The organism is Campylobacter concisus (assembly GCF_003048985.1).
Lineage (GTDB): Bacteria > Campylobacterota > Campylobacteria > Campylobacterales > Campylobacteraceae > Campylobacter_A > Campylobacter_A concisus_AY.
Window position 1 is genome coordinate 107,709 of sequence record NZ_PIRS01000006.1, and the last position, 23,808, is coordinate 131,516.

The 23,808-nt window shown below is 35.1% G+C and carries 21 protein-coding genes and 5 pseudogenes; 12 read left to right on the forward strand and 14 right to left on the reverse strand.

Annotated features, from left to right (window positions below; genetic code table 11):
• Window positions 1–44: 44 nt before the first annotated feature.
• Window positions 45–419: a CRISPR-associated protein Csx20 gene (csx20, locus tag CVS91_RS05520; protein ID WP_107830874.1), complete on the reverse strand. Its 375-nt coding sequence runs from the start codon at window positions 417–419 to the stop codon at window positions 45–47.
• A gap of 177 nt (window positions 420–596) precedes the next feature.
• Here csx20 and CVS91_RS10205 point away from each other — a divergent pair, with 177 nt between their 5' ends.
• Window positions 597–734 (forward strand): hypothetical protein, encoded by a 138-nt coding sequence (locus CVS91_RS10205; protein ID WP_159071401.1) that lies wholly within the window; start codon window positions 597–599, stop codon window positions 732–734.
• A gap of 30 nt (window positions 735–764) precedes the next feature.
• On the opposite strand, the gene CVS91_RS05525 is transcribed toward CVS91_RS10205, so the two are convergent.
• The 3 genes from CVS91_RS05525 to CVS91_RS05535 all read right to left on the reverse strand — a co-directional run bounded on the left by CVS91_RS05525 (window position 765) and on the right by CVS91_RS05535 (window position 2,069).
• Complete coding sequence (locus CVS91_RS05525; RefSeq protein WP_103641932.1) at window positions 765–1,049, reverse strand: helix-turn-helix domain-containing protein; 285 nt, start codon at window positions 1,047–1,049, stop codon at window positions 765–767.
• Entirely contained in the window at window positions 1,046–1,318 is a 273-nt protein-coding gene (locus CVS91_RS05530; protein ID WP_234409675.1) for a type II toxin-antitoxin system RelE/ParE family toxin, read from the reverse strand. The genes CVS91_RS05525 and CVS91_RS05530 overlap by 4 nt, the downstream gene beginning before the upstream one ends.
• A gap of 385 nt (window positions 1,319–1,703) precedes the next feature.
• Window positions 1,704–2,069: a sensor histidine kinase gene (locus tag CVS91_RS05535; protein ID WP_234409676.1), complete on the reverse strand. Its 366-nt coding sequence runs from the start codon at window positions 2,067–2,069 to the stop codon at window positions 1,704–1,706.
• 50 nt (window positions 2,070–2,119) lie between these two features.
• Between CVS91_RS05535 and cas6 the strand changes: the two genes are divergently transcribed.
• The 8 genes from cas6 (at window position 2,120) to CVS91_RS05575 (ending at window position 11,323) form a co-directional block, all read left to right on the forward strand.
• Window positions 2,120–2,554, forward strand: a complete 435-nt coding sequence (cas6, locus tag CVS91_RS05540) for a CRISPR system precrRNA processing endoribonuclease RAMP protein Cas6 (RefSeq protein WP_107830876.1) — start codon at window positions 2,120–2,122, stop codon at window positions 2,552–2,554.
• 63 nt (window positions 2,555–2,617) lie between these two features.
• Window positions 2,618–4,690: a CRISPR-associated endonuclease Cas1 gene (gene cas1, locus CVS91_RS05545; RefSeq protein WP_107830878.1), complete on the forward strand. Its 2,073-nt coding sequence runs from the start codon at window positions 2,618–2,620 to the stop codon at window positions 4,688–4,690.
• A gap of 2 nt (window positions 4,691–4,692) precedes the next feature.
• Window positions 4,693–6,006 (forward strand): hypothetical protein, encoded by a 1,314-nt coding sequence (locus CVS91_RS05550; protein WP_107830880.1) that lies wholly within the window; start codon window positions 4,693–4,695, stop codon window positions 6,004–6,006.
• Window positions 6,007–6,597: 591 nt separating this feature from the next.
• Complete coding sequence (locus tag CVS91_RS05555) at window positions 6,598–8,379, forward strand: site-specific integrase (protein ID WP_103611913.1); 1,782 nt, start codon at window positions 6,598–6,600, stop codon at window positions 8,377–8,379.
• 81 nt (window positions 8,380–8,460) lie between these two features.
• Window positions 8,461–8,712: a type II toxin-antitoxin system Phd/YefM family antitoxin gene (locus tag CVS91_RS05560; RefSeq protein ID WP_009295321.1), complete on the forward strand. Its 252-nt coding sequence runs from the start codon at window positions 8,461–8,463 to the stop codon at window positions 8,710–8,712.
• Entirely contained in the window at window positions 8,702–8,989 is a 288-nt protein-coding gene (locus CVS91_RS05565; RefSeq protein ID WP_107830882.1) for a type II toxin-antitoxin system RelE family toxin, read from the forward strand. The genes CVS91_RS05560 and CVS91_RS05565 overlap by 11 nt, the downstream gene beginning before the upstream one ends.
• A gap of 364 nt (window positions 8,990–9,353) precedes the next feature.
• Complete coding sequence (locus CVS91_RS05570) at window positions 9,354–9,695, forward strand: plasmid mobilization protein (protein WP_103611912.1); 342 nt, start codon at window positions 9,354–9,356, stop codon at window positions 9,693–9,695.
• Between the two features lie 35 nt (window positions 9,696–9,730).
• Window positions 9,731–11,323: a relaxase/mobilization nuclease domain-containing protein gene (locus CVS91_RS05575; RefSeq protein WP_107830884.1), complete on the forward strand. Its 1,593-nt coding sequence runs from the start codon at window positions 9,731–9,733 to the stop codon at window positions 11,321–11,323.
• 666 nt (window positions 11,324–11,989) lie between these two features.
• On the opposite strand, the gene CVS91_RS05580 is transcribed toward CVS91_RS05575, so the two are convergent.
• The 6 genes and pseudogenes from CVS91_RS05580 to CVS91_RS05610 form a co-directional block, all read right to left on the reverse strand.
• On the reverse strand, window positions 11,990–12,163 hold the full coding sequence (locus tag CVS91_RS05580) for a transposon-encoded TnpW family protein (protein WP_009295461.1): 174 nt from the start codon (window positions 12,161–12,163) through the stop codon (window positions 11,990–11,992).
• A gap of 62 nt (window positions 12,164–12,225) precedes the next feature.
• Window positions 12,226–13,042 (reverse strand): annotated as a pseudogene (locus tag CVS91_RS10690) (ATP-binding protein).
• A 218-nt stretch (window positions 13,043–13,260) separates the two neighbouring features.
• A complete protein-coding gene (locus CVS91_RS10315) occupies window positions 13,261–13,605 on the reverse strand; it encodes a hypothetical protein (RefSeq protein WP_009295465.1) in 345 nt (114 codons plus the stop codon).
• A 769-nt stretch (window positions 13,606–14,374) separates the two neighbouring features.
• Window positions 14,375–14,563 (reverse strand): annotated as a pseudogene (locus CVS91_RS10495) (DUF3847 domain-containing protein); the annotation flags it as partial.
• A 501-nt stretch (window positions 14,564–15,064) separates the two neighbouring features.
• On the reverse strand, window positions 15,065–15,418 hold the full coding sequence (locus CVS91_RS05605) for a cupin domain-containing protein (RefSeq protein WP_009295467.1): 354 nt from the start codon (window positions 15,416–15,418) through the stop codon (window positions 15,065–15,067).
• Window positions 15,419–15,495: 77 nt separating this feature from the next.
• Window positions 15,496–16,413: a type II restriction endonuclease gene (locus CVS91_RS05610; protein WP_009495139.1), complete on the reverse strand. Its 918-nt coding sequence runs from the start codon at window positions 16,411–16,413 to the stop codon at window positions 15,496–15,498.
• Window positions 16,414–16,541: 128 nt separating this feature from the next.
• Between CVS91_RS05610 and dcm the strand changes: the two genes are divergently transcribed.
• Window positions 16,542–17,723: a DNA (cytosine-5-)-methyltransferase gene (gene dcm / locus CVS91_RS05615; protein WP_009495138.1), complete on the forward strand. Its 1,182-nt coding sequence runs from the start codon at window positions 16,542–16,544 to the stop codon at window positions 17,721–17,723.
• A gap of 2 nt (window positions 17,724–17,725) precedes the next feature.
• On the opposite strand, the pseudogene CVS91_RS05620 reads toward dcm, so the two are convergent.
• Window positions 17,726–19,568 (reverse strand): annotated as a pseudogene (locus CVS91_RS05620) (DUF4368 domain-containing protein).
• 74 nt (window positions 19,569–19,642) lie between these two features.
• Here CVS91_RS05620 and CVS91_RS05630 point away from each other — a divergent pair.
• Entirely contained in the window at window positions 19,643–20,644 is a 1,002-nt protein-coding gene (locus tag CVS91_RS05630; protein WP_234409677.1) for a Cj0814 family flagellar-dependent secreted protein, read from the forward strand.
• Between the two features lie 110 nt (window positions 20,645–20,754).
• Window positions 20,755–21,591, forward strand: a complete 837-nt coding sequence (locus tag CVS91_RS05635) for a polyribonucleotide nucleotidyltransferase (RefSeq protein WP_087584840.1) — start codon at window positions 20,755–20,757, stop codon at window positions 21,589–21,591.
• Window positions 21,592–21,672: 81 nt separating this feature from the next.
• On the opposite strand, the pseudogene CVS91_RS05640 reads toward CVS91_RS05635, so the two are convergent.
• The 3 genes and pseudogenes from CVS91_RS05640 to CVS91_RS05650 all read right to left on the reverse strand — a co-directional run.
• Window positions 21,673–22,475, reverse strand: a pseudogene (locus tag CVS91_RS05640) (cell surface protein).
• Window positions 22,476–22,487: 12 nt separating this feature from the next.
• Window positions 22,488–23,660 (reverse strand): Cj0814 family flagellar-dependent secreted protein, encoded by a 1,173-nt coding sequence (locus CVS91_RS05645; RefSeq protein ID WP_107830888.1) that lies wholly within the window; start codon window positions 23,658–23,660, stop codon window positions 22,488–22,490.
• Between the two features lie 16 nt (window positions 23,661–23,676).
• Window positions 23,677–23,808: pseudogene (locus tag CVS91_RS05650) on the reverse strand (cell surface protein); the annotation flags it as partial.

Consider the following 23,808-nt stretch of genomic DNA (forward strand, 5'->3'; position numbering starts at 1 on the left):
TCGTTTTGCAACTTGCGTTTTACTTAATAAAGAAAAAGTGGGTTTTACAAATACTCTCTAAATTTTTCATGCTTAAATTCTCGTCTAGTTACCAATTTACCATCTATAGCAAGCTCTTGAACGATACGTTTAGTTGTAGCGTAGATAGTTTTTATCCCAATATTTTTGGCAAAATTTATCATGTTGTAAGTAGCACCAAAATCCCCTTGTACTAGTAAAATATCACCAGCCTTAGCTTCAAGCATCAACTCTTTTTTATATTTATTTAAAACATATAGTATGTTTTCATCAGACGGGCTAATGTTTGACCACGCGTCATCGGCGATATTTATGATATCTTCGACGCCAAAGACCTTTAGAGCTTGACTTTTCTGCTCTTGTGTTAAGTCATGACTTATAAGCACAAACATCTTTTTCATTGCTATTCCTTTTTAAAATTTATCTCCATAAACAAGTTGGGATACTATCTGGCATTTTGGACACAATATGACAAAAAAGAAGCAAAATAGAAAAATTGCTTAGTTTTGAATTTTTATGACATATACTGTCGGTTTTGGACTTTATAATTGCTGTACTTCTATAAAATAAGGATAAAAATGAGAACAAAAGCAAGATACACAGCTATAGTAGCGTCTATAAAAGGAAGCATCAGCCTGCATGTAAGAGTCGTGAGATCCAAAAAGATCTACACAAGAAAACAAAAACACCCAAAGGATATTAGAAGATCAACATAACAAGGTTTATATAATGAAAATCGTCCAATACTATTGCACAAAATTTACATCCAGCCTATATCCAGCAGCATTAGCATAGGCATTTAAAGTAGAGATTGTTGGTGAAATTTTAGAGTTTAGGCTCTCTAGTCTTGAGATGTTGCTTTTACTAGTATTCATTCTACTAGCTATCTCCTCTTGAGTTAGATTTGCAGCTTTTCTGATCTTTATAAGCTTTAACTTTAAATCAAATTCAACTTCAAGTCTATCGTATTCTTTTTTTACTTCATCTTTTTCTAGTGCTTTTGCTTTAAAATCTTCAAATGTTGGTCTCATTTTATCTCCTTTGCTCTTTGTATGATGATCCTCATATCTTTTTTAGGGATAGCGTCTGATTTTTTAATGAGCGTATGTAAAATCACTATTTCTCTATTTATGACATTTACAAAGACACTTCTTGCAATACCTTCTTTACCTTTTGCTCTAAACTCGAATAACCCATCGCCAAGAGGTGCGCTATGAGGTCTGCCCAAATTGGGTCCTATCTCTTTTGCCATTTCAAGTACTCTAAGTAAATTAGCCAAAATAGTATCTGGCAAAGACAATGCCTAGCCTTCAACACTCTTATCATAAAATGTGATTTTCCATAATTGCTCTTTCATGTTGCCTATATTATCATATGTGATAACTTTTTTAAAGTGATAGTTCCCTATTGCATGTTTAAAAATTTTATAAGGGCATTTTCATCAAATCTCTAGTACTCACAATGGGTGCCATATCGGGTGCCATCTATTTAGGCATTATTAGCAATTTTAATAAACTTATATAAAATTTAAAGTAACGTATTTTAGGGATTTATAAACCAAAATAAGTCTTAAGAAATACTAGGTAGTTCGATTCTGCCTCTAACCACCATTTCTTTTAAAATCCCGAACTTATCGATATTAAATTACACTTTTATTAAGAAATTTAAACATTAAGACAAAAATTTTACGCTTCCTTTAAATTTACAAGCTCAAATTCTGCCCAAAATTCGCTCCCAGCTCCAGCTTCGCTCTTTACGCCAAGCTTTGCGTCGTGGATTTTAGCGATATTTGCTGCGATAGCCAGCCCTAGCCCACTGCCTGTGTTTGCATTTTTATTTCTTGAACTATCTGCTTGATAAAATTTATTCCAGATTAGCTCGCTATCTTTTTGCGAGATACCAACTCCATCGTCTTTGACAGATAAAAGTGCGTGCGTTTTTGAGACGCTTAAATTTAGATCAATTTTACTTGAGGCAAATTTTAGTGCGTTGCTTAAAAAGTTATCCACGAGCCTTGATATCATCAAGCTCATCGCCAAGGATTTGAGCATCTGGCGCTACCACGCAGCTAAATTTAAGTCCCTTTGCGCTAAATGGCAAGATGGTTGAAACTAAATTTTTACTAAACTCCGAACCAGAAACTCTAAATTTCACACCAAATTTCACCGCAGGCGACTATGAGATCCACCTTCAAACCCCACTTCGCATAAAACAAAAAAATGCCCTTGTTAAAAGCGAGATCGATTTTAGACTATTTATCCGCCAGATCGCCATGCGATTTGAGAGCATTTTAGGCACGCAGGTGGATAAATTTGAAGTTAAATTTGACCATTTCGAGCAAGAGCTTGGCTTTTACGACCTTGAGCGCTACTCAAACCGCCAGCACACCAAGATGCACTTTGGTGGCGTTATAGGCAAGATGCGAGTTTATGGCCTTGATGAGCGCTCAGCAGGGCTTTTACAGCTAGCCACTATCACAGGCGTTGGCAAAAGCACCGTTTTTGGACTAGGCAAGATAGATGTGACGCAGATCTAGCCTTTCATAAGCGGCACTGGCTAGCTTTTGCACCAAGCACTAAAATGCTAAAAAGGATAGCTTATGTTTGATCTAAAATTAGAGGATATTTTTACAAAAAGCTCATTTGAGTACGCATTAAAAAGGCTCAAGCACACAGCCTTAGGGCTTGACGGACTTAGCATAGATGATCTCTGCTCAGAGGCATTTTTCGCCGAGCTTAAAGACGAGATTTTCACGCTCTCATACTCGCCCCAGCCCTTAAAACGAGCCTTTATACCCAAAGAGAACAAAGACGAGCTTCGCAAACTAGCCATCCCATCTTTAAAAGACAAATTTGCGCAAAACATCCTTATTAGCGAGCTTTCAGGCTATTTTGACAAGGGCTTTTCAAACCGCTCTTATGCCTACCGAAGTGGCAAATCATACTCAAACGCCATTTATCGAGCCAGAGATTTTTGCTTGACGCACGACTTCGTCTTAAAAACCGATATAAAAGACTTTTTTGAAAACATAAACCACACAAAACTGCTTGAAATTCTGCGCTCAAATATCAAAGACGCTCGCATTATTAGGCTCATCGAGCTTTGGATCAAAAATGGCATTTTCGAGCATTTTGACTATACTTCTCACACAAAAGGCGTCCACCAAGGCGACGTCTTAAGCCCACTTCTTTCAAACATCTACCTTGATCAAATGGATAAATTTCTCGAGCATAGCACTATAGAGTTTGTAAGATACGCAGATGATTTTGTTCTATTTTTTAGCTCACGTGAAGCCTGCGAGCAAGGGCTTGCCAGACTAAAAGACTTTCTAGCGACCATAAATTTATCCCTAAACGAAGCCAAAACATCTTTACACGACAAAGATAGCGAATTTACCTTTCTTGGCGTAAATTTCAAAGCTCACGAGCTAAGCATAGGCGAGGATAAATTTGCACGCATCTTAGCAAAACTCACAGCTTCGTCCAAAAAGCCAGAGATCACCCAAAGCGTAGAGAACATAAACGCCTATATCTCACACCTAAAGACCATCTCTCTTAAGCTCTTTTCGCCCGCACAAAAAGATAGATTTTGCCTGCATTTTGATGAAGTTTTGACAAATTTAACTCGCAAATTTTTAAAAACCATAGACAAGCACACTCTAGCAGACGCTCTCTCAAATTTAAATTTCCCATTTGAGCTAAGCCAGTCTGCCAAAAAAGCAAAGATCATAGCCTACTACAAAAACGCTAAACGCCCAGCCGTAAAGTCCGTCCAAAACGCCCTAGAAGCCAAAAAGCGCGAGTACACGAAGTCCTTCTCACAAAGCTCTGTCATTCACATCACGACGCCATTTTATTTTCTAGCGCTCTCACAGGGCAAATTTGTCCTAAAAGACAAAGGCACTATCAAGCACAAATTCCCGATCAGTCAAATAACCCAGATCATCATAAACGCTCAAATTTCCCTAAGCTCCGCCGTCATAAAAGAGTGCGCTAAACGCAAAATTTCTATAAATTTCATCGATGAAAAGACAAATTTAAGCTATGCCACGCTCTTTACAGCAAACTCAGCCATCTCAAAAACCGCCGCCTCGCAGATAACACTGCTAAAAACCAAAAAGTCTCTGCGTATCGCCCAGCAGTTCATCACCGGCAAGCTCAAAAACCAGATCAACTACCTAAAATACCTAGACAAATACCACAAAAGCCTAAGCTCCCACATCAGCTCCATGCAAGAGATACTAACCTCCCACGTCCCAAACGCCCAAAGCGTAAGCGAGCTTCTAGGCTTCGAAGGTAGTAGCGCAAACGCATACTGGCAGGCCATAGCAAAGGCGATTGACTATAAATTTAGCTTTACTGGTCGTATCACGCAAGGTGCAACTGACATTGTAAACTCAGCCCTAAACTACGGCTACGCCATCCTTTACTCAAAGATACTAAAGTCCATTGCTACTGTTGGTCTTTCGCCTCACGTCTCATATCTGAACGCACTTGACGAGCAAAAGCCCACTCTAGCCTTTGATCTCATCGAGGAATTTAGAGCCTTTATAGTTGATCGCGCTATCATCTCCATGGTAAATAAAAACGAGCCTTTCGAGATAAAAGACGGCCTTTTATCTGCCAAAACTAGGCAAAAGACGCCAAAAATGATGTGGCAAAAGGGTACTTAAATGTGATAAGACTTGAGCCAAACGAGCTAATGCATATCAGTGACGGCAAGGTAGATATATTTTTAAAAGATAAGAGCATATTTGACATAAATCAAGTTAGCTCTGATCTAGACATAGACTTTACAAAGCTAAAAACACAAGTGTATATAATAGACAAGCCACTAAGCACCGCCGCCGAGCAATCAGACTATCCACTATACTTTAAAAATGAAGAGGACGGGGAGGAGTCAAATTCTAGCTTAAGCTTTGCTCACCAGCCAAGAGATGAGGAAAAGGACAAGGGAAGACTAAGTGTTACCTATAAAAACTCACAGGCTAGCATACTAAACTACTCTTTACTAAATAAAAGCCTAAATATAGATCTAAAGCCAACAAACAAAGAGACCAAAGAGTCGCTTGAAAAGGCAAATGAGAGGCTAAGCTTAGAAAAGAAAAGTAGCGTGGCAAGTGCTAGCGGTACTGCATTTGCTAATCCAATAATAGAAGATGATGTGGTAGTTTGCCCACATGGCGGCCATGTGATCTTAAAAAGTAGAGCAGGCAGAAGCATAAGATCGGATGATCAGGGCGTGATACTTGATATCGACTTTATCAACTCGCCGATAGTTGGCTGCTCAGCACATAATCCTTGCACAAAGGTAGCATACGTGCCAAGAGCTGCCCTTAGTCTAAAAAGTATAAATAACCACTATGCTGTTATGCAAGATCTAGTGCCAGCGTGCCTAAGCAACACCAGCTCACCGCTAAGATGTATCAAAAAAGAAAATAGGATAAAGCTAGCTCATAGCATAGGTAGCCCAACATCCAAAAACAATAATGCTGCGGTGGTAAATCCAAATTTAAATAGTGCTCACATAAGACTTCATGTAAAATCAGCTCTTAATCAAGCAGACAACCTTGCTGTTTGCATATATAAGCTAAATGATGTGGAGCATAAAAACCAAGAGGGATTTAAGCAGATGGAGCTAAATTTAGATGAGGGCTGCGATGTAAAAGATAAGAAGCTAAAAGAGCATCTAAGCTCTCGCTTTAGAGAGGATAAATTTAGCATCTCATCATTTAACTTCAAATACTCGCTCATGGATAAGAATTTTATCTTTATAACGCCTAAATATATAGAGGCTATATACAAAAATACAACGCTTCCAAAAAGCGGTATAGGATTTTTTCAATTTGTAGATGATATAAGCGATGAGAGTAACCTTATCTATGTCACACCAAGCAAGGCAAAGACGGTGGATATAAAATTTGCTTGTGGGCTTGATAGCAAATATAATGACGATATAAATACAACTAAAACAGTAGTGGTGGCTTAGTGGTCTATGTTCAGTGAAAGAAAATCAAACGCCACCTTGAAATAATCGGTTGATTTCTTATAATTTCTGTACAAACTCGCATGATTTTTGGTGTCTTTATAAATTTTAAAAAATTATGAAAAAACATGCTAAAATTACAGTCAGCTTAAATTTCTGCTACATAAATTTTAAATTTGCTACAAACTTTAAGCTATATTTTATAAAAGGTGACTGCAATATAATATTGTAGAAACATCGTAGTTTAGGTATTTATGGTGTCACGGGGGAGACTTGAACTCCCGACCTCCGGCTTATGAGGGTTTTTTATATGAGCTCCTAAAAGCCTGAAATACGCACTTTAGACGATTTTTTACTTAGTCGTTACATAAAACTGTTCCATTTTTGACCGGTTGACTATTAAATATGGGACAACACTTAAGGGAGCGAAACGGTATATATTACTACCGAGCCACACTTGCTCCAAGCATTAGAAAATTTTTTAACGAAAAGCGAGAAATTTGCTTCTCCACATCCACTAATCTCTTGGAAAAAGCCAGAAAAAGGGCTAAAATTCTAGATAATAATCTTTACCTGATAAAAAGGGCGGTTCACATGAATCTTAGTGATAGCATAATCCAATCTTTTGTAAATTCGTTTATGAAAGTAAAGCTTAGTAAGAGCATCAAAGAGCACTCTCTTCTTAATAAGAAGATGGATGTAGAATTTCTAAATGCGCTCAATGACTACTTTAAACAACGTTTGATAGATGGTGATCTGCCTCAAATTTTAATTAAGGATATAAGCAATATCACTAACACTGCTGGCGCTCTTGGTAGCAAGGATAAAGAAAACATAGGGCAAACTCTTCTAGAGAAAAACATACTAACACTTAACTATCTTGTATCAAAGCTTGAGAAGAGCAGTGTGCTCTTTGATGACAAGCATGAGCACTGTTTCCTTGAAGATGATTCTAGTGATAACTTAGCCAAACATGCCAAACCTAGTTCGTTTGACGCTAAGGACATAGCTTCATTTCAAGAAAATGTAAAAGAGCTTGAAGATAGTGGTTGTTTGCCCATTACTGATGGGCAGCTTAAGGCTATGGCTCAGAGGATTAGCGAAACGGTTTATGCCATATTAGATCAAAAGTATGGTTCGATATCAAATTTAAAGCTAGTAAGGACAAAGAATAGCCATAGAAGCATGGAAGATATTATATTGGATCCAAATCCACCAAAAAATATCAAGATAAAATTAGATGACGATAGTAGCTTTAGTATTTTTAATCCTAGTGCCAAAATAACCAAAGAGTATGAGATCAGGCAAGTACTGCAAGCGACATCTGGCTCTAGCAATCAATTCTCAGCTTTAAATTTAGAAGATCAAAAGAGCTTAAAGGATGCATTCGAGATATTTGAGACAAACACTAAAAGAGCTGACAAGTGGTCGCCAGATACGCAAAGATTAGTTACTGGCGTAAAAAAGCTCTTATTTTTATACTTTAACGAAGATACGCCAGTTTATAGGATCACGAGAGATAACTTGCTTGAATTTAGAGATCTTCTTTATAAAATTCCAACTAAGCTAGCTCAAAAGAGTAGGTATAAAGATAAAAGTTTATCTCAGATACTTAAGCTAGGAGAAAAGGACGATAAACTCTCTGAGCCTACTATCCAAAAATATATGATAAGAGTTATTCAGTTTTTTAACTACTGCTTTGATAGTGGCTATATAGGTAAAAGCATAACTGCAAAAATGAATGTCAAGATAGACATAGACCCTAGCGAAAGGGCAGTGCTTCCATACGATGTATCAGAAGCTAAGAAGATCTTTGAGATAGTAACTAGTATCAAACAAAGTGGTAAATCACCAAGTTCAAGGATAGAGGCTAGTGAGCTCTACTACGTCACAATGATAGCTGCTTATAGTGGCATGAGGATAAAAGAGATCACACAACTTCATAAAGAAGATATAGTCTTAAAAGATGGAATTTACTGCTTTAACATAAACACAAATGATGGTAAAACTACCAAGACTAAAAATAGCATTAGATTTGTGCCTATTCATAGTAAGCTCATAGATCTAGGTCTGCTAGAATATGTTAATAGTAAGAAAAGCGGAAATATATTTAAGGTAAGCAATAAGGACTTCTCTGAAATTTTTAGAAGCCAGATCCAAAGAAAGTTTATAGATAAAGACTCTAAAAAGACCTTTTACTCTTTTAGGCACTACTTTATAGACTATCTAGTGCAGCGCGAGGTAGAAGCAAATCTTATAGCTCAGATAGTAGGACATGAAAAGCAGTATAAAATTTTGCTAAACACTTATGCCAAGCCTATTAACGCTAACACGCTAAAGGTTAAAGTAGAGATGGTATCGTATGAAAATGAGTAGGGGCAAATTTCAAAGCATGAGCTTTAAGACTATTATTATATCTTATTTAGTATTATTTTAAGTATTAAATAAAGGATAAAAATGCAAACTATACAAGCAAATTTCACAGCTAGCATAAGCGAACTAAAAAAGTCTCCAGCTCAAATTTTAAAACAAGCTGGAGATAATGTCGTAGCTATACTAAACCACAATGTCCCTAGCGCATATCTAGTGCCTAGTGCTGTCTATGAAAAAATGGCAGAGATAATAGAAGAGTATCATCTAAGTAAAGCAGTAGATGCTGCTCTAGCAAGTGGTGAAAAACCAGTAAAAGTAAGCTTAGATGAGCTATGAGTTAGAATTTTTGCCAAGTGCCTTAAAAGAGTGGCAAAAGCTTGACAATAGCATAAAAGTGCAGTTTAAAAAGAAGCTAAGTGAGCGTCTAGAAAACCCAAAGGTAGCCAAGGACAAGCTACGAGGCTATGAAGATGTCTATAAGATCAAGCTAAGAGATGTTGGCTACCGCTTGGCATATCAAGTAAAAGATAGTGAGATAGTAGTATTGGTGCTAGTTGTTGGCAAAAGAGAGAACGACGAAGTATATGAGATGCTAAAGGATAAATTTAACTAAGCATAAAGCTAGACTTTAGTTATCTTTGATCTGTTAGCAGCTAATTTCATGTTACTAGCTTGTCCTATCTAAAGTGCTCTTTCATGATGAGTATAACCCCCTACATTTTTATTATTTTATTTTCTTAACTTCATACTAGACTAAATTTCTAAGAGAAAATTTAAAAGCTACAAAAATTATATTATATATTTCATAGTATTTTTAAAAAATACGTATTTTAGCGGCCTTAAGCCTACCGAATTCCTTGTTTTAGGCTGTGAAATTTTATAAAATAACCTTAAAGATATTTAAAGAGCAAGTCTGCCAAAAATTTTATGACATAGGATTTTTGAGTAGCTTCTTCTTAGATTAGGAGTAAATTTACGTGAGTTCTGAAAAGACAAAAAAGCGCAAGATAACCAAAGTCATAACTAAAAGACTTAGGCTAAGTAATGCAGAATGGTTGGTGATTAATGATAAATTACAAGAAAGTGGCCTAACTTTCTCAAAATTTGCCCTAAGAGCTATGTTGTCTAAGCAGATTTATGCACCAATTATAAGGGAACTTCTAATTGAGCTATCTAGACAAGGACAAAACATAAACCAAATAGCTGCCAAATTAAATAGTGGGCAAAGCCTAGATAGAGTTGGTATTGAGATCATAGCAGACGATAATAAGATCTTACATAAAATTTATGAAACATTGGGTAAAAAATATGTATCTTGATTCGCCTTGTATCAATACAAATGAAGGCACTAGTGATGCTAGTTAAATTTCTTCGTACTTATACTGGTGGTGGCCTTGGGAGCATAAATTATCTTTTAAATGAGAGAAAGGCTGCTGGAACAGCAAGAGTTATAAAAGGTGATGAAAATTTAACTAGAGCTATTATAAAAGGCATTACCTATAAGCAAAAGACCTGTTTTGGTGTTTTATCATTTGAAGAGAAGTATGACTTTTTAACCGAAGAGCAAAAACTAAAAATCATTAAGGATTTTGAACGTGCTCTTTTGGGTGAATATATGCTTGAACGTACAAATGTATTATGGGTAGAGCATTCTGATAAGGATGGACGGCTTGAGTTAAATTTCCTTATCCCTAAGATAGATCTTGAAACAGACAGGTCATTTAATCCTTATTTTGCTAAATATGATCAAACTAGAATAGATCTAATTAAAAAGATCATTAACGATGAGTATGGACTATCAAGTCCAGATGATCCAGCAAAAGAGCAAACTATATTGTCTAGCAAGAAAAACATCAATCATTATAAAAATTTGGAAGAGCTCGACCAAAAGCTGCACGATCTGGTTAAGCAAGGCTATATTAAAAATAGAGACCACATGATTGAACTTCTTAAACAAAATGGTATCGAAATAACCAGGATCAACAAAAAAGGCATAACGATCATACTGCCTACTAAAAAAACAAAAAATCGTCTAAAAGGAGGAATATACGATGCAGACTTCACCAGTGCTCAAAGACTTGGAGAACTCAGCCAAAGCTCAAGCAGAAGAATTAGAGAATTCCATGATAGAAATACACAAGCAGAGTGTAGAGAAAATAGGCGAAAACTTGAGGAGCTTATTGCTAAAAGAGATAGATTTAATCAAGAAAGATATGTCGAAAGAACTTCAAAAAACAATATCCTTGCATCACAAGGACAGATCGGTGATAATCTCGCTATCAGTGGCTACCACACTAATTTTGGGAATAGTAATTGGTTGGGTAGTGCACGCAATGATATTGAAGGAAGAAGTAGCTTGGACGATACCAAAACAATGGAGATACAGCCAACCTACTGCGGACAAGACCCAGAGAGAGTATTACATATCGATTCCAAAAGACAAAGAGATAACAGAGAACGAGAGCAGGAAATTTATATTAATGAAAATGGAGTAGAGGATGACAGCATTAGAGAAAGCATTGCTAGAAGAGAACGAGCGCTTGACCAAGATGATCGAAGACGAAAGGAACAGACACGAATTAGAAATAATGAATTTGCAACAAGACTGCGAGAAGGAGCTTGTGATATTACGGACAAATGTGACAGCGCTAACAAAGAAAGTCAAGAGCTTGAACAAAGATTGCAACGACGCCTTAACGGAATCTTTGCAGCAACAAAGAGATATGTACGAGAGTTCAATATCTTGCTTGGAAGAAAAATTAAAAAATTCAGAAGAAAAATTCCAAAATTTGAGAAAAGAATACGAGAGCTTACAGATAGAGCACAAGAGGCTACAAGAATATGTAGAGAATTTATAGAGGAGCGTGAATACACCCAAAAAGCCAACATACATCACCACGTGGGTGATGTATGTAAGGAAAAGACTCAAAGCTTAGATATGTTTTAAACGTAGAGACTCTACTAAGTTTATTGCATAATCATCTTATTTATTACTTCCAAAACATTATTCGTTACGTTGTCATTTTAAAAATCTACTAAAATATATTTTGCAGACTACAAAAATAATTTAGTCTAATTATTTTTGTTCTTATGGCTACCTTTAATAAACTTAAGCTTTTATTAAAAAAGCCTATCTTGCATGGCCACTTTAATAAAGAAAATATTTTTTAAGCGTGGGTCAAGGGAGCGGCAAGCTCTCCTTGCGAGCCTCTATGGAGCAACAAATGGTAACATTTTGTAGCTACATAGAGTATGCTCGCCCTAATATCTGAATTGAATTTTGGCGCATACTGGAATTAAATCAGTCCCACCAAAGAATGACTTAGTAAAAGTAAATTTTTGTAATTTTTGTGATTGGCATATTTGTCACTTGTTTATTTTGACTGATAAATTTGGATAGTCAATTATTTTATGGTTACTTTAATTAAAACTTAAAAAGCAAGAAGCTAGGAGGCAAACCACGAATGATATTAGCATCTTAAGCACCAATATAAATTCATACACTAAGCAACAGCACAAACAAGGCAGGTCTGCAAATTTTAGTGATATTTTTAACCAAAAGACCAAAGAAAAGATTAGCGAGCCAAACCTGTAACAACTTGTCAAGGACTTTCTAATCATTTTTATCATTTTTTTGATGTTTTTCACTCTCAATTTCTCTAAGCATTATGCGTTTCAATTTGTCTTGCATTGTTTCAGTAGTATTTTTATTAAAATGTACAACAACTTCATAGGTAGTTTTTCCAATCTTCTTTATTGTTTTTGTTTCTGTATTATTTTTTTGCATATCATCATTCCTTTTCTTGCAATTAAAAAGCGATTAGAATTTTTTTACTTTTCCAATCGCTCTCATTCATCTATTAAGTTTTGTGCTTTCTTCAGCTTTTCTTTGCTCTGTATTTTTCTTCTATCAAGTCCCGTTATCCTAAGAGGTAAACACATCTCGATTATCCTTGAATAAATCCTGCCAAGCATTATATCTTCCTGTTCTTTTTCTATATCTTTGAAATTAAGGTTAGTAGTTATAATGGTTGGTCTTGCCTTTAGGTATCTTGCATTGATTACATTGTAAATTTGCTCTAAGGCATATTCTGTATTTCTCTCTATTCCAAAATCATCAAGAATTAGTAGGGTAGGGCTTGTTATCTATTCGATATATTCGTTTCTATCAAGATTAAAGCCACCTTTTTGTAAGTCGTTTAATATCTGTGCAAAGTTCCTCATTTTTACTGTATGGCTATATTCTGTAATTATAGCGTTGGCAATAGCACAAGCTACATAGGTCTTGCTACTTCCTACATTTCCGTAAAGTAACAGTCCAACATTATCTTTTCTCATTTCTTCAAAATGTTTTACATAGTTCTTTGCTTTTTTGATGATTTCCTTATCTGTATCTTCATCGGCATTTTTAAAGGTGTAGGCTATTTGATTTTTGGATATAAAGCAGCTTTGTCTCAACCTATCTTGTTTTAACAGTTTTTTCTTGTTCAGCTCTATCTCTATCACATTTACAAGCCGTTCTGATAATCATAGGCTTATCCAACATCGGAATTACCTTACCGTCTATTCTTTCATTACAAATCTTGCAATAGATATGTCCGTCTTCTTCATAGTGAGTATCTTTGTTGTAGATAAAATCTGTCCCTTGAATTTTTGTAGTAATCATATTTTCTTTATCATTCATAATTTTAGTCTCCTTTTCTACATCAGGCTCTATAATGCGTTTTAAGGCTTATTTTTATCTTAACCATAGTCTGACACCTCTTTTATGATTAAACCCTTAAAAACACCTTTTATAGGCTGTCGCTGTCTTCATAGTTGGTTGAATAGGTTCTATGGCTTTTATTTTGATTATTTTTCTGTGATAGCTTTTCTTTATCCTGTTCATACCAATTCATACCAATTAAGGATTGTTACATAGTGGTCTTTGTAGTCTGTGCCTTTACTTTTGATATATCTTAATAGCTTTTCAGTCATTGTATCTGTATGACCTTTCAGCCTATCTTTTAGATTTTGGTATTTTTCATCGGTTAAATGAATATTTTGATACTCTCCATAAAGGGACACTGGGGCAACCTGTTCTATTCTCCTCTTATCTAATCTACCCTTAACTATACTATGCGGACAAACGGTTGACACTTGGTTGTCATTTGGTATACCAAGATTTTCAACCTTGATATATGCTCCATTTTCCGTTTGCGTTATACTTTGCTTTTCTTCAAGATACATCGTTTCTTTTCGTCTGTCATTTCTGATGTAGTTATTTATCTTCCAATAGGTAATGACTATAACCCCTCTTTAAAAGACAATTACAAAACCTTTTGTAATTAGAATTTTTAAGTCATCATCATTTGCCCTCATAGATAGATGAAAATACAGGCATTGGCTACTTAATGGCATATCCAAAAATAAGTCGCTATCCACTATCTTTATTGAAAACATCCTTTTATCTGCCATTTTTCTCTCCTATCTTTTGTTATGAAAATGTAGCAACAAATCGTTACTCCTTTTATCTTTTAAGGAAGTCGTGTTTCACTACCCCCTTTGATTAGTACTGTCTTTGATTTAGGTACACTCCCATTTTGGGAATGTGGCATTTGTCATCTTCTTATTTTTCTTTTGTTGTTTTAGATGTCGGTCTTAAAAATACTTTTGCTTTTCTATAAACTGAATGAGCGTTTTGAAACGGTACAATAGAAAAAGCCGACTATACTTTTAACTTTTGTTGTTTCAGTATGTCGGCTTAATGTAAGCTATCTGTTTCAAATTTTTATTGTCAAGGGTGAGCGATAGTGAATGCGCTTTACCCTTGATGATAAAAAAGCGAATGAATTATATTCAGTTGTCTTTTGCCTTTAATACGGAAAAATGCTTCGGCTTTTTTCTTTGCTCCCCGCAAGGGTAAAAGCACCGCAGGTCGCAAGGACACCTAAAGGGTGTATAATTGCGCCCTTAGAAAATCTAAGGGAATTACAATTATACTATGTCCTTGCGTTTCTTAGTCTTTTTGAAATGCTCTTTGCAAAATAGCCTTTATTTCTTCATTACTTTTCTCGCTTGCTCCCTCAATTAAACTTTCTAAGATTGCTCCTCGCTCTATCAATCTATGGTTTCGCTTTTTTCTTTCTTCAAGGCTCGTTTGCTTTCTGATTTTCTTTTCCTGATTTTTAAGCTGAGATAGTTTCTTTTCATATTTTTTTTCTTCTTACTTGCTTTCAATCTTTTCTTTTACTTTTTCTAATTCTGTTTTTATTGTCCATAAATTTCATCTCCTTTCAAGTTTTTTTCATAAGAAAAGACGATAGATGTTTTACTTTCTATCGTCTTGAATCTGTATTATTCAGCTCGACAAACTGAAATTTGACTTACTTCTTGTATTTCTCAACGATTATGCCTGCTACAATACCTACAATAAATCCCGCCGTAGTAACAGCCGAAAACTTAAACTTACCCCAAAGAGAAGGAAGCGCAGAAATCGCAAGTGCATACCAAAACAGATTACTACTGAGCAACCAACCATATAAATAACTATGCTCACCAGTTGGAATATTAGTAAATAGCCAACCAATCAAGTTGCTCTCACCAATATATCACCAGATATACAGCTATGTATCCCAATGTTATATAAACATTTTTCTTTCTCAAGTATAATCACAATCCTTTGTCAAACGGGAATTTTATTCTCCTGTCACTCGTTTATAGGATCATAGTCGGAAGGGACAGGTGCTACTATACTTACAAAGATGATATCCTCATCTCCAGTATTTTTTGCTCCGTGGCAGGAGTCTTTCTTCGATACTATGACATGGCCTTTCTTGAATGGAACCTCTTCATTAGGCTGGGGGTAGAATATTCCCTCTCCCTGAAGGACGATCCATATATCGTCGGAATTGTGGTGATAGTGCTTTTGCAATGTCTGACCGGGTTTGATAACCCAGACCGATCCGCCTGTAGATTCTGTCTGATAAAACGGTGTTCTGACAGCCTTTTCCGGATCCTCTTTTTTTACAAGGTCCATGCAATAGATTCTCTGTTCGCTCATGATTATTTGCTCCTTTGTATTCCATAGTTTAATCGAAAAAATGCGATTTAATGATATACCGACAAATTCTAATTTGTCTACTTCTTTATGTTTTTTAATCGCTCATCATAATATTCTTCTACAAATTTATGATTTTGGTGTTTTTCAATTTGCTTAGTGATAAGCTCTATCATTTGCTCATTTTGTTCTACTGTGTAGTTGAAATTTTTCCAATGAGAAACATTGTCTAAACATATTTCAACCAACTTTTCAAAGGTTAATACCCTTTCATTATCGGAATAATATGTTTCTTTTATATTTTTTGTTGTTGTAACTTGTATATTAGCCTCATATAGAGTGTTCAATACATCAGAGCTAATAGAAGTATCAAGAGTTGCTAAAAACATTTCTCTTGCACCTGTTCTTCCCATTTCTTCAGGTACTTCTTGCCATCTTTCTCTTAATGTGGTTTTTGCACTAATTAAGACAGTATTTCTCTTATTTACAATGTATTCTAAAACACCCGGAGAAACTAAATCTACCAATTTACCAAGACCTTTATTGACAAACTCTTGTTTACCTATATTACCTTGACTGTCAAGTGGAATCCCTGCACCAATCAAAATGAGTTCTATAATACTTTCAAATTCTTTACCTGCTCTACTCCTCCTACTTTGAGTATTTGACAAAGTCAAAGCATATATATGTTCCGGAAATTCTTCCACAAACCAAGTAATTGCCTCTATTGGTGTAAGAGTTTTGATATACTCATCATCAACTAACTCTTTTAGCATTTTTGAAGTAAAGTCTTTTTCTAATGGCTGAAATTCACTCCAACAGCTATTTCTAAGTTTTTCAACAACTTCACTTGCATTACTTAAAAAGAATTCTTTAGGGACTTTGTCGTATCCTAATGTAATAAAATTATCATAAACTAAGTCATAAGGCTGTTTAAAGCCTTCTTTCCTTTTTTCTTTAACTAAGTTTTTATATTCATCAAGAGAAATATTTGCCATAACTCTTTTCCTTTCTTGAAAAATTTTCTTCTATATGGTACAATAGTGTCAAATAGAGGACAGTTAGTCCTTGAAATAACATATATAAATATAAACTTGAAATAACATATATAAAAAGGAGAATATATATGAATATTATACCACAAATCATAGATAATTCCCCTGCTATTTTAATAAAAAATAAGCGTATCAGATTACAAATGACTCAAAAAGAATTAGCTGATGCTGTTGGTATGTCCAAATTCGGAGATAGGACAATTCGCAGATGGGAAAATGGAGAAAGTCAGCCATCGTCCATTGAGCTGAAACATATTTTATCATTTCCTGAAAAAGTACCTTTCCCTAATAATGAAAATGCCCCCTATAAAATCATTGATTTATTTGCCGGAATTGGTGGTACAAGGCTTGGATTTTACCAAACAGGTAAAACAAATGTCGTATTCAGTAGTGAAATTGATAAATTTGCAGTAAAAACATATAAGGCAAATTTTGGTGAAACTCCTTTTGGAGATATTACAAAAATATCTGAAAAAGATATTCCTAATCATGATATTATTGTCGGTGGTTTTCCTTGTCAAGCATTTAGTCAAGCCGGTAAAAAGCTTGGTTTTGAAGATACTCGTGGAACATTATTTTTTGAAATTGCAAGAATTATTAAAGAGAAACGACCTAAGGCATTTCTTCTTGAAAATGTCAAAAACCTAAAATCTCACGATAAAGGTCGTACCTATAAAACAATAGAAAAAACATTAAAGGATTTAAACTACGATGTTCATTCTATTATACTTAAAGCAAAAGACTTCGGTGTTCCACAAAATAGAGAGCGTATTTACATTGTTGGATTTGATAAGGATAAAATAGATAACTATAAAGATTTTTCTTTTCCAATTCCTCCCTGCCCAGATGTTTCTGTGGGAAATATTTTAGAGCAAAATGTTGATACTAAATACACCATTTCAAATGCACTTTGGCAAGGTCATCAACGACGAAAGAAAGAACATAAAATAAAGGGAAATGGATTTGGTTACACATTGTTCAATGAAAACAGTCCTTATACAAATACATTATCTGCAAGATATTATAAAGACGGGAGTGAAATACTTATTGAGCAAAAAGGAAAAAATCCACGAAAACTAACACCTCGTGAAGCTGCAAGACTTCAAGGCTTCCCCGAAAACTATATCATTCCTGTAAGTGATACTCAAAGTTACAAACAGTTTGGTAATTCTGTTGCCGTTACTGTTATCCATGCAATTGCAAATAACATAATTGATATACTTGATACCTGTACTAAAAAAGAGATTGACTAACTTCAATCTCTTTTTTCTAACTTATTAACTTGTATACCTGCCCTTTTCAGAACCTTTAATTTTTCTTGTTTTCTCTGTTCTCTCCTTGCCTTATACCTTTCCTCATATTCCTGTTGTTTTCCATTTACTTTACGCTTTAAGTAGTTTTGATGAAGTCTATCTTTTCTTTCCTTGATTTTTCTCTTTTCTTCCTCAATTTTTAATCTTTCTTCTTCTTCAGTCAATTCTTCTTTTGGTGGCTCATAGTTACCGATAAAATTAAAATATATCTCTATTTTTTTGCTTTGATGTTTGACTACCTTTTCTATTCCTTTCATGAACAATAATCTTTTCTACAAACTCATTTATCATTGTAGTTGTAAGTTCATCAAAATTTTCATATCGGCTTATTAGAGATATAAACTTTTTCGCCTTATCTGTTTCTTTTTCATATCTTGATATTGCAAACTCTAAGTCTTTAATTTCTTTGCTTAAAGCTATTTGCTCTGTTTCATATTGACTGTTAAGTATCTCATATCTATTACTTGGTATTTTTTCAAGTATCATATCTTCGTAAATACGGCACATCAATCGTTCAAGTTCCTGAAGCCTGTTTTTACTTTCCATTAATCTTATTTTTTTCTTTTCTATCTCTACTTTTTCCTTTTCTTCCATTTCATTTTAAATGGAACGGATAAAGGCTTCGTGATCTTCATCAAGATATTTTTTAATGTCTTTTAAGGTTTCCTGTATAAGGTTTAAGACTGCTTCCGCTTTTATCCTGTGAGTAGATGGACAAAGCGTTCCACAGGGTACTTTCGTGTAAGCACTGCAAGTGTAGTAGGGAATATTTTTGTAATTACTTGTTCTATGAACATACATTTTACTGCCACAATCTGCATAATACATAAGCCCAGTTAAAGGGTGATATTCTCCCCAACCATCGGGATACCTTTTTACATTTCCTCTTATCCTTTGCACATTATCAAAGGTTTCTTGGTCTATAATTGCCTCGTGGGTATTTTCAAATATCAGCCAGTTTTCTTCAGATACATATTTGCTTTTCTTATCCTTGAAATGCTTTCTTGTTTTGAAGTTTACAGTATGACCTAAATATTCCTGTTTCTTTAAGATACTTACAATTGTAGAACTGCACCAACGATAAGGATGTTCAAACACTTTGCTTTGATGTAGTCCATATCCTAATTTTTGCTGATGGTAAGCAGGTATATCTACTTTTTCACTTTCCAATATCTTTGCTATTCGATACGGACCATTGCCTTGCATGGTCAGATTGAATATTCTCCTTACTATCTCCGCTGCTTTTTCATCTACAATCCACTTATCTTTGTCTTTTTCATCTTTGATATATCCATAAGGTGGAGAGCTTGCCGTATGCTTTCCGCTTTCCCCCTTTGACCTGAATGTAGATTGTATTTTTCTTGAAGTATCTCTTGTATACCATTCATTCATAATATTTCTAAAAGGGGTAAAATCATCTTCTCTATAAAAGCTATCTACATTATCATTGATAGCAATGAGCCTAACTCCCTTTTGTCTTAAGATTTCCATACATTGACCGACTTTAAGATAGTCTCTGCCAAGTCTACTCATATCTTTTACGATTATACAACCTATTATATTACCTTGATTAACTCCGTTCATCATTGCCATAAAGCCCGGTCTATCAAACTGTGTTCCGCTTATTCCATCATCTGTAAAATGTATGATGTTGCTTAAATTATTTTTACCTGCATATTCTTCAAGGATTTTCTTTTGATTTACAATAGAATTGCTTTCTCCTTGAAGTTCATCATCACGACTTAATCTCTCATAGAGTGCTGTTATCTTTTCATAATTCCTCATTTTTACCCCCTTTCTCTTAGTTTCTTAAATAAAAAAGAATTAAGAAGTACATATTTCACTAATATAGTGATTAAGTGTTCTCCTTAATTCTATTACTCCAAGAGCCAGCTAAATTTACTTATACTACTTCTTCACAAAATAGTCTCAGCTCTTTAAATTTTAATGACCTTCAAGCTTATGGCTACACAGTAGATAAAGCTGGCTTTATGGGAGCTGATTTTAACAAAGCAGCAGGTTTGCCACAGGACTTTAAAATCCATAAAAGCACGCTTGATGAACTTAATAGATTTGCCGAGCGCAACCATGTGCTAAATCGCATCAAGAGCAAGGACGAGCAGATAAAGATCTTTGATAATATTGATATGGCTGACACCATAAAGCACTACTACAGACTATTTGACCAAATGACCTCTGCCTTAGGTGATGATAAAAAGAGCTACACCCTTGCAGATATAGGCAAACTACCAAAAGGCTACAGCACAAAAGGCACTAGCTACGATGCCAAAGGACATTTGCTAAAAGATCTATCAAACTCTACTATCTCAAACATCTACTCTAGCACCGATGAGCTAAATAGCGCTAAGTCTCTAAGTAAAGAACTATCAAGTGCAGGCGTTAGGCTCATAGTAAAAGAGGTTGATTTTACGATGAGCGAAGCAGGTGATGAGTTTAGCTTTAACCCTGATATGTCGGTATATCAAGCAGATGAAGGTTACAGTAAAGAGGCTCTTTTTATGGGATTTTTGCGCAGCTCTAGACCGCTACCAAGTGATAGTGCAAAGACTAAGCTAAGTAGCGCTGCCTTAAATGATATCTCAAGCACTGGAGAGCATAAAGAGTACTTTGTGGATTTTGAAAAAGTGGGTAAAGATAGTGAGAGCATAAAAGCGCTCATAAAAGAAAGACTTAAAGAGCTAACTCTTTTAATGTATGCAAGATCAAAGAACACTAGCGCAGAAAGTGTTACCTCAAACGAATATGAGAAATTTAAGCCAACTAGCGAGGATATAAATTCTCTAGCAAATTCTTGGAGTGGGAGGATAAGCGCTATCAGCAATACTTTTGTGTCGAGATAAGCCATATATAAACTAAATTATTTAAAAGACGATTTACCAACTAAGAAAATTTCACTCAAATAAATTTTGAAAAATCGTTGAGTAGTTTAAAATTTACTAAGGATAGTAAAATGCAAATTTCTAGCTCACCATATCCTTATCTGTCTAGAGAACACATAGCTAGTGAGATGGGGTTTAAATTTAACGATATTAACGAGATACTTAGTAACGACATGGGATATGGTATGAGCTTTCCTAAATACGCAAGGCTTGATAGAAAAGCTCAAGCTGCGGCTTACGATAGACACATATATCCACTATCTGGCTTTACAAAAGGCGATGAAGCAAAAGTCACTATCATAGGAAAGCTTAGAGGCTATGATCCTGATTTTACAAGCGAGCAGCTATCAGATCTTAAAAATTTCATAAATGAAAGCAAGGGTTTGTTTGTAGAGTATATACAAGGTCAGCAAGCAAAACCAGACAGTGATAAGCCAAAAATTTTAAGAGATATCCCATACACTGTAAATGAATTTTTAAATGAATATAGTGGCGATCGACAACTGCTATTTATGCAAAACTCAAGGACTGTTGATCTGCTTGATAGCGATATGAGCGTTGATGAGTTTAAAGAGGAGTGGGCTAAATATGCATTAAAAGAGCGGTTTAACATAACTTTATCTGGCGAAGATGCCAAAAATGCTGTCAATATACTAAAAGAGATGAATGAAAAAGGTCTTCAGGATATAGAGAGCGTTGAAGAAGAAAAAGACGACACCAAAGAGAAAAAATTTACTCCCATCCAAGCTGAAAGCAAAAACACTGAAACTTATGACATTACTAAGGATGAGAAATTCTCATATTTACTTAAGCTTCAAGAACTTGAGAGAGAACGAGGTATCGATGTGCTTCGTATCATGCAAAAACTTGAAGAAAATGGTAAAAAGGTTGTCGATAAAAAGGTTTAAATTTATCTTTGTATTTAGCGCAAGCCGCCACTAAGTCATCCTATGACAAGATAGAGGATTATCCTCATTCTGTTTTATTCATCAAACCATCTTATTTAAAATTTGCTTCTTATCTATCTTTTGCATAAGCTCTAAGACGTCTATGCCTCTTTTTTCTTTGAAATTTAAAAGCTCTCTTGCATAGAATCCTTGTTTATATCATAGGTCTCATACTTCTTCTTAACCTGCATAGGTTTAAATTTCTTCTCATTTTGCTCTTTGGCAAAATTTGCATTGTATTCTTGTTCTTCTTTGTGTAGTTTAGTTAGAAATTCTTTATGCTCTTTCGTAGTTTTTTCTACATCTTCTCTATAAAGCTTTTTAAACTCTTCTATACTTAGATCAGCTCTAACAAACAAAGCAGCACCATCATTACTCATCATTGTGTCTTCAGAAAATGATTTTACAAAAGCTTCTAGTTCCGCCTCTTGTTCTGCTGTGCCAAGACCAACCATTTTACCAACTATCGTTGGTTTGCCGTCTATAGAGTTTGTAAGCAACCAGTCCATGTAATCTTGGAGTTCGCGAACTCTAAATTCTTCCATGTTTTCTGGCTCTCTTTTTGCTGATAGAGCTCGTCTTTCTTGAATGGTGTAATTAGATAGCATATTATCAATTCGATTTATAGTATCTGCTATCCAGCCCTCTTTACTTTTGTCTATATCTATAAATTCTTTTATAGTTTCGCTCCAGGGTTTAAAAAGATTCTTTGAGTAGTCAAATTTTTCTTCGGTAGCGTTTTTGTCTTGCTTACCTTCTTTGGTTATATTTTCTGTTGCATTTTCTTTTTGGATAGTGTTATCTTGTATCGGTGTGTTGCTAGGTCCGTTTATGCTAGTTATCATTTTAACTCCCCCTTACGCCTTTATATCAACATCAACATCTCTTTTTATACCAAGCATATCTACTAGATATTTTCCAGCTGGGTTTTCGTTTAGCTCTTTTACTAAATTTAAAGGCGGCATGCTAAATTTTAAAAAGCTATCCATAAAGTCTTTGCTCTTTTTGCCATCTTTATCTATCTCACCAAAGAGTAGCTTTAGCATTTTTAGATTATGCTCCATCATCTTTTTAAATGATAGTTCGTCTTCTTCATCTGAATACTTACCAACAAACCCAGTCGTTAGATCTACATAGACAAGGTCTCTTTTATACTTAACATACTCTTGCATGTATTCAGGCATACCAGCTAGATCAGAGTCGCTTGCTTTGTTGAAATTTGCTCCAAATTTCATCTCACCCATAAGCTCAAATAGCTCAAATGCCCTACTAAATTCTTTACTATCTACGCTCTTATCAAAGCCTTGCTTCTTTCCAAAAACGGTGGTTTCACCTTCTTTGACGTCAAGGTTGCTATTTATGACGGCTGCTAAAAGCCCGCCTCTAGTTATAGAGCCATCTTTATTAGTGTATTTCTCTCCATGCGGATCGATAAAAACACCACTGCCTACACTCTCTTTGCCGCCATTGTTATTGTTAAAGATATCTGTTGTTGGCTTTAGTGGCTGCCTGCCATCTCCACCATTAAAGCTTGGGTTGAAAAAAAGCGTGCTTATCATCTGCTTATTTGACTCTTTGCCGTTAAAATCAGCCGCAGCCGAGCCAAATTCATGAATGGAGTTATGGATTTTAGTTACTTGCATACTTTGGCGGTTATAAGAAAAGCCTTGAGGGAAATTTCTTATCTCGTCTAAGCTAAAGCTATCCTTTGAATTTAATGTATCTTCGCCAACTACTTGTGAGAGGATTTTGTAGGCATTGCCAGCAGTCTTTGCTATATCTATGCTTTTAAAGGTGCGACTAAAAAACGATGTCCCCTCTGCAACATTTACTAACGACTCCAGCGTGCTTGAGTGAATTTTATAATCACTTGGGATGCCAGCTTGTTTATTAAACTCATCTGTAAAGTAGCCATCCTTATCTACCTTGTAGCCTAAAACCTCTGAGCTGGTTTGGTTGGTAGAAACTTTGGTTGATACCTTTATGTTCTGCTCTAAATTTAAGTGGTAGCTACCAAGTGTGTTTATCATCTTAGATCCTTTAAATTTAAACCATCTTATTTAAAATTTGCTTCTTATCTATCTTTTGCATAAGCTCTAAGACATCTATGCCTCTTTTTTCTTTGAAATTTAAAAGCTCTCTTGCGTAGAGAAATTTCTGATCCTTATTTATATCATA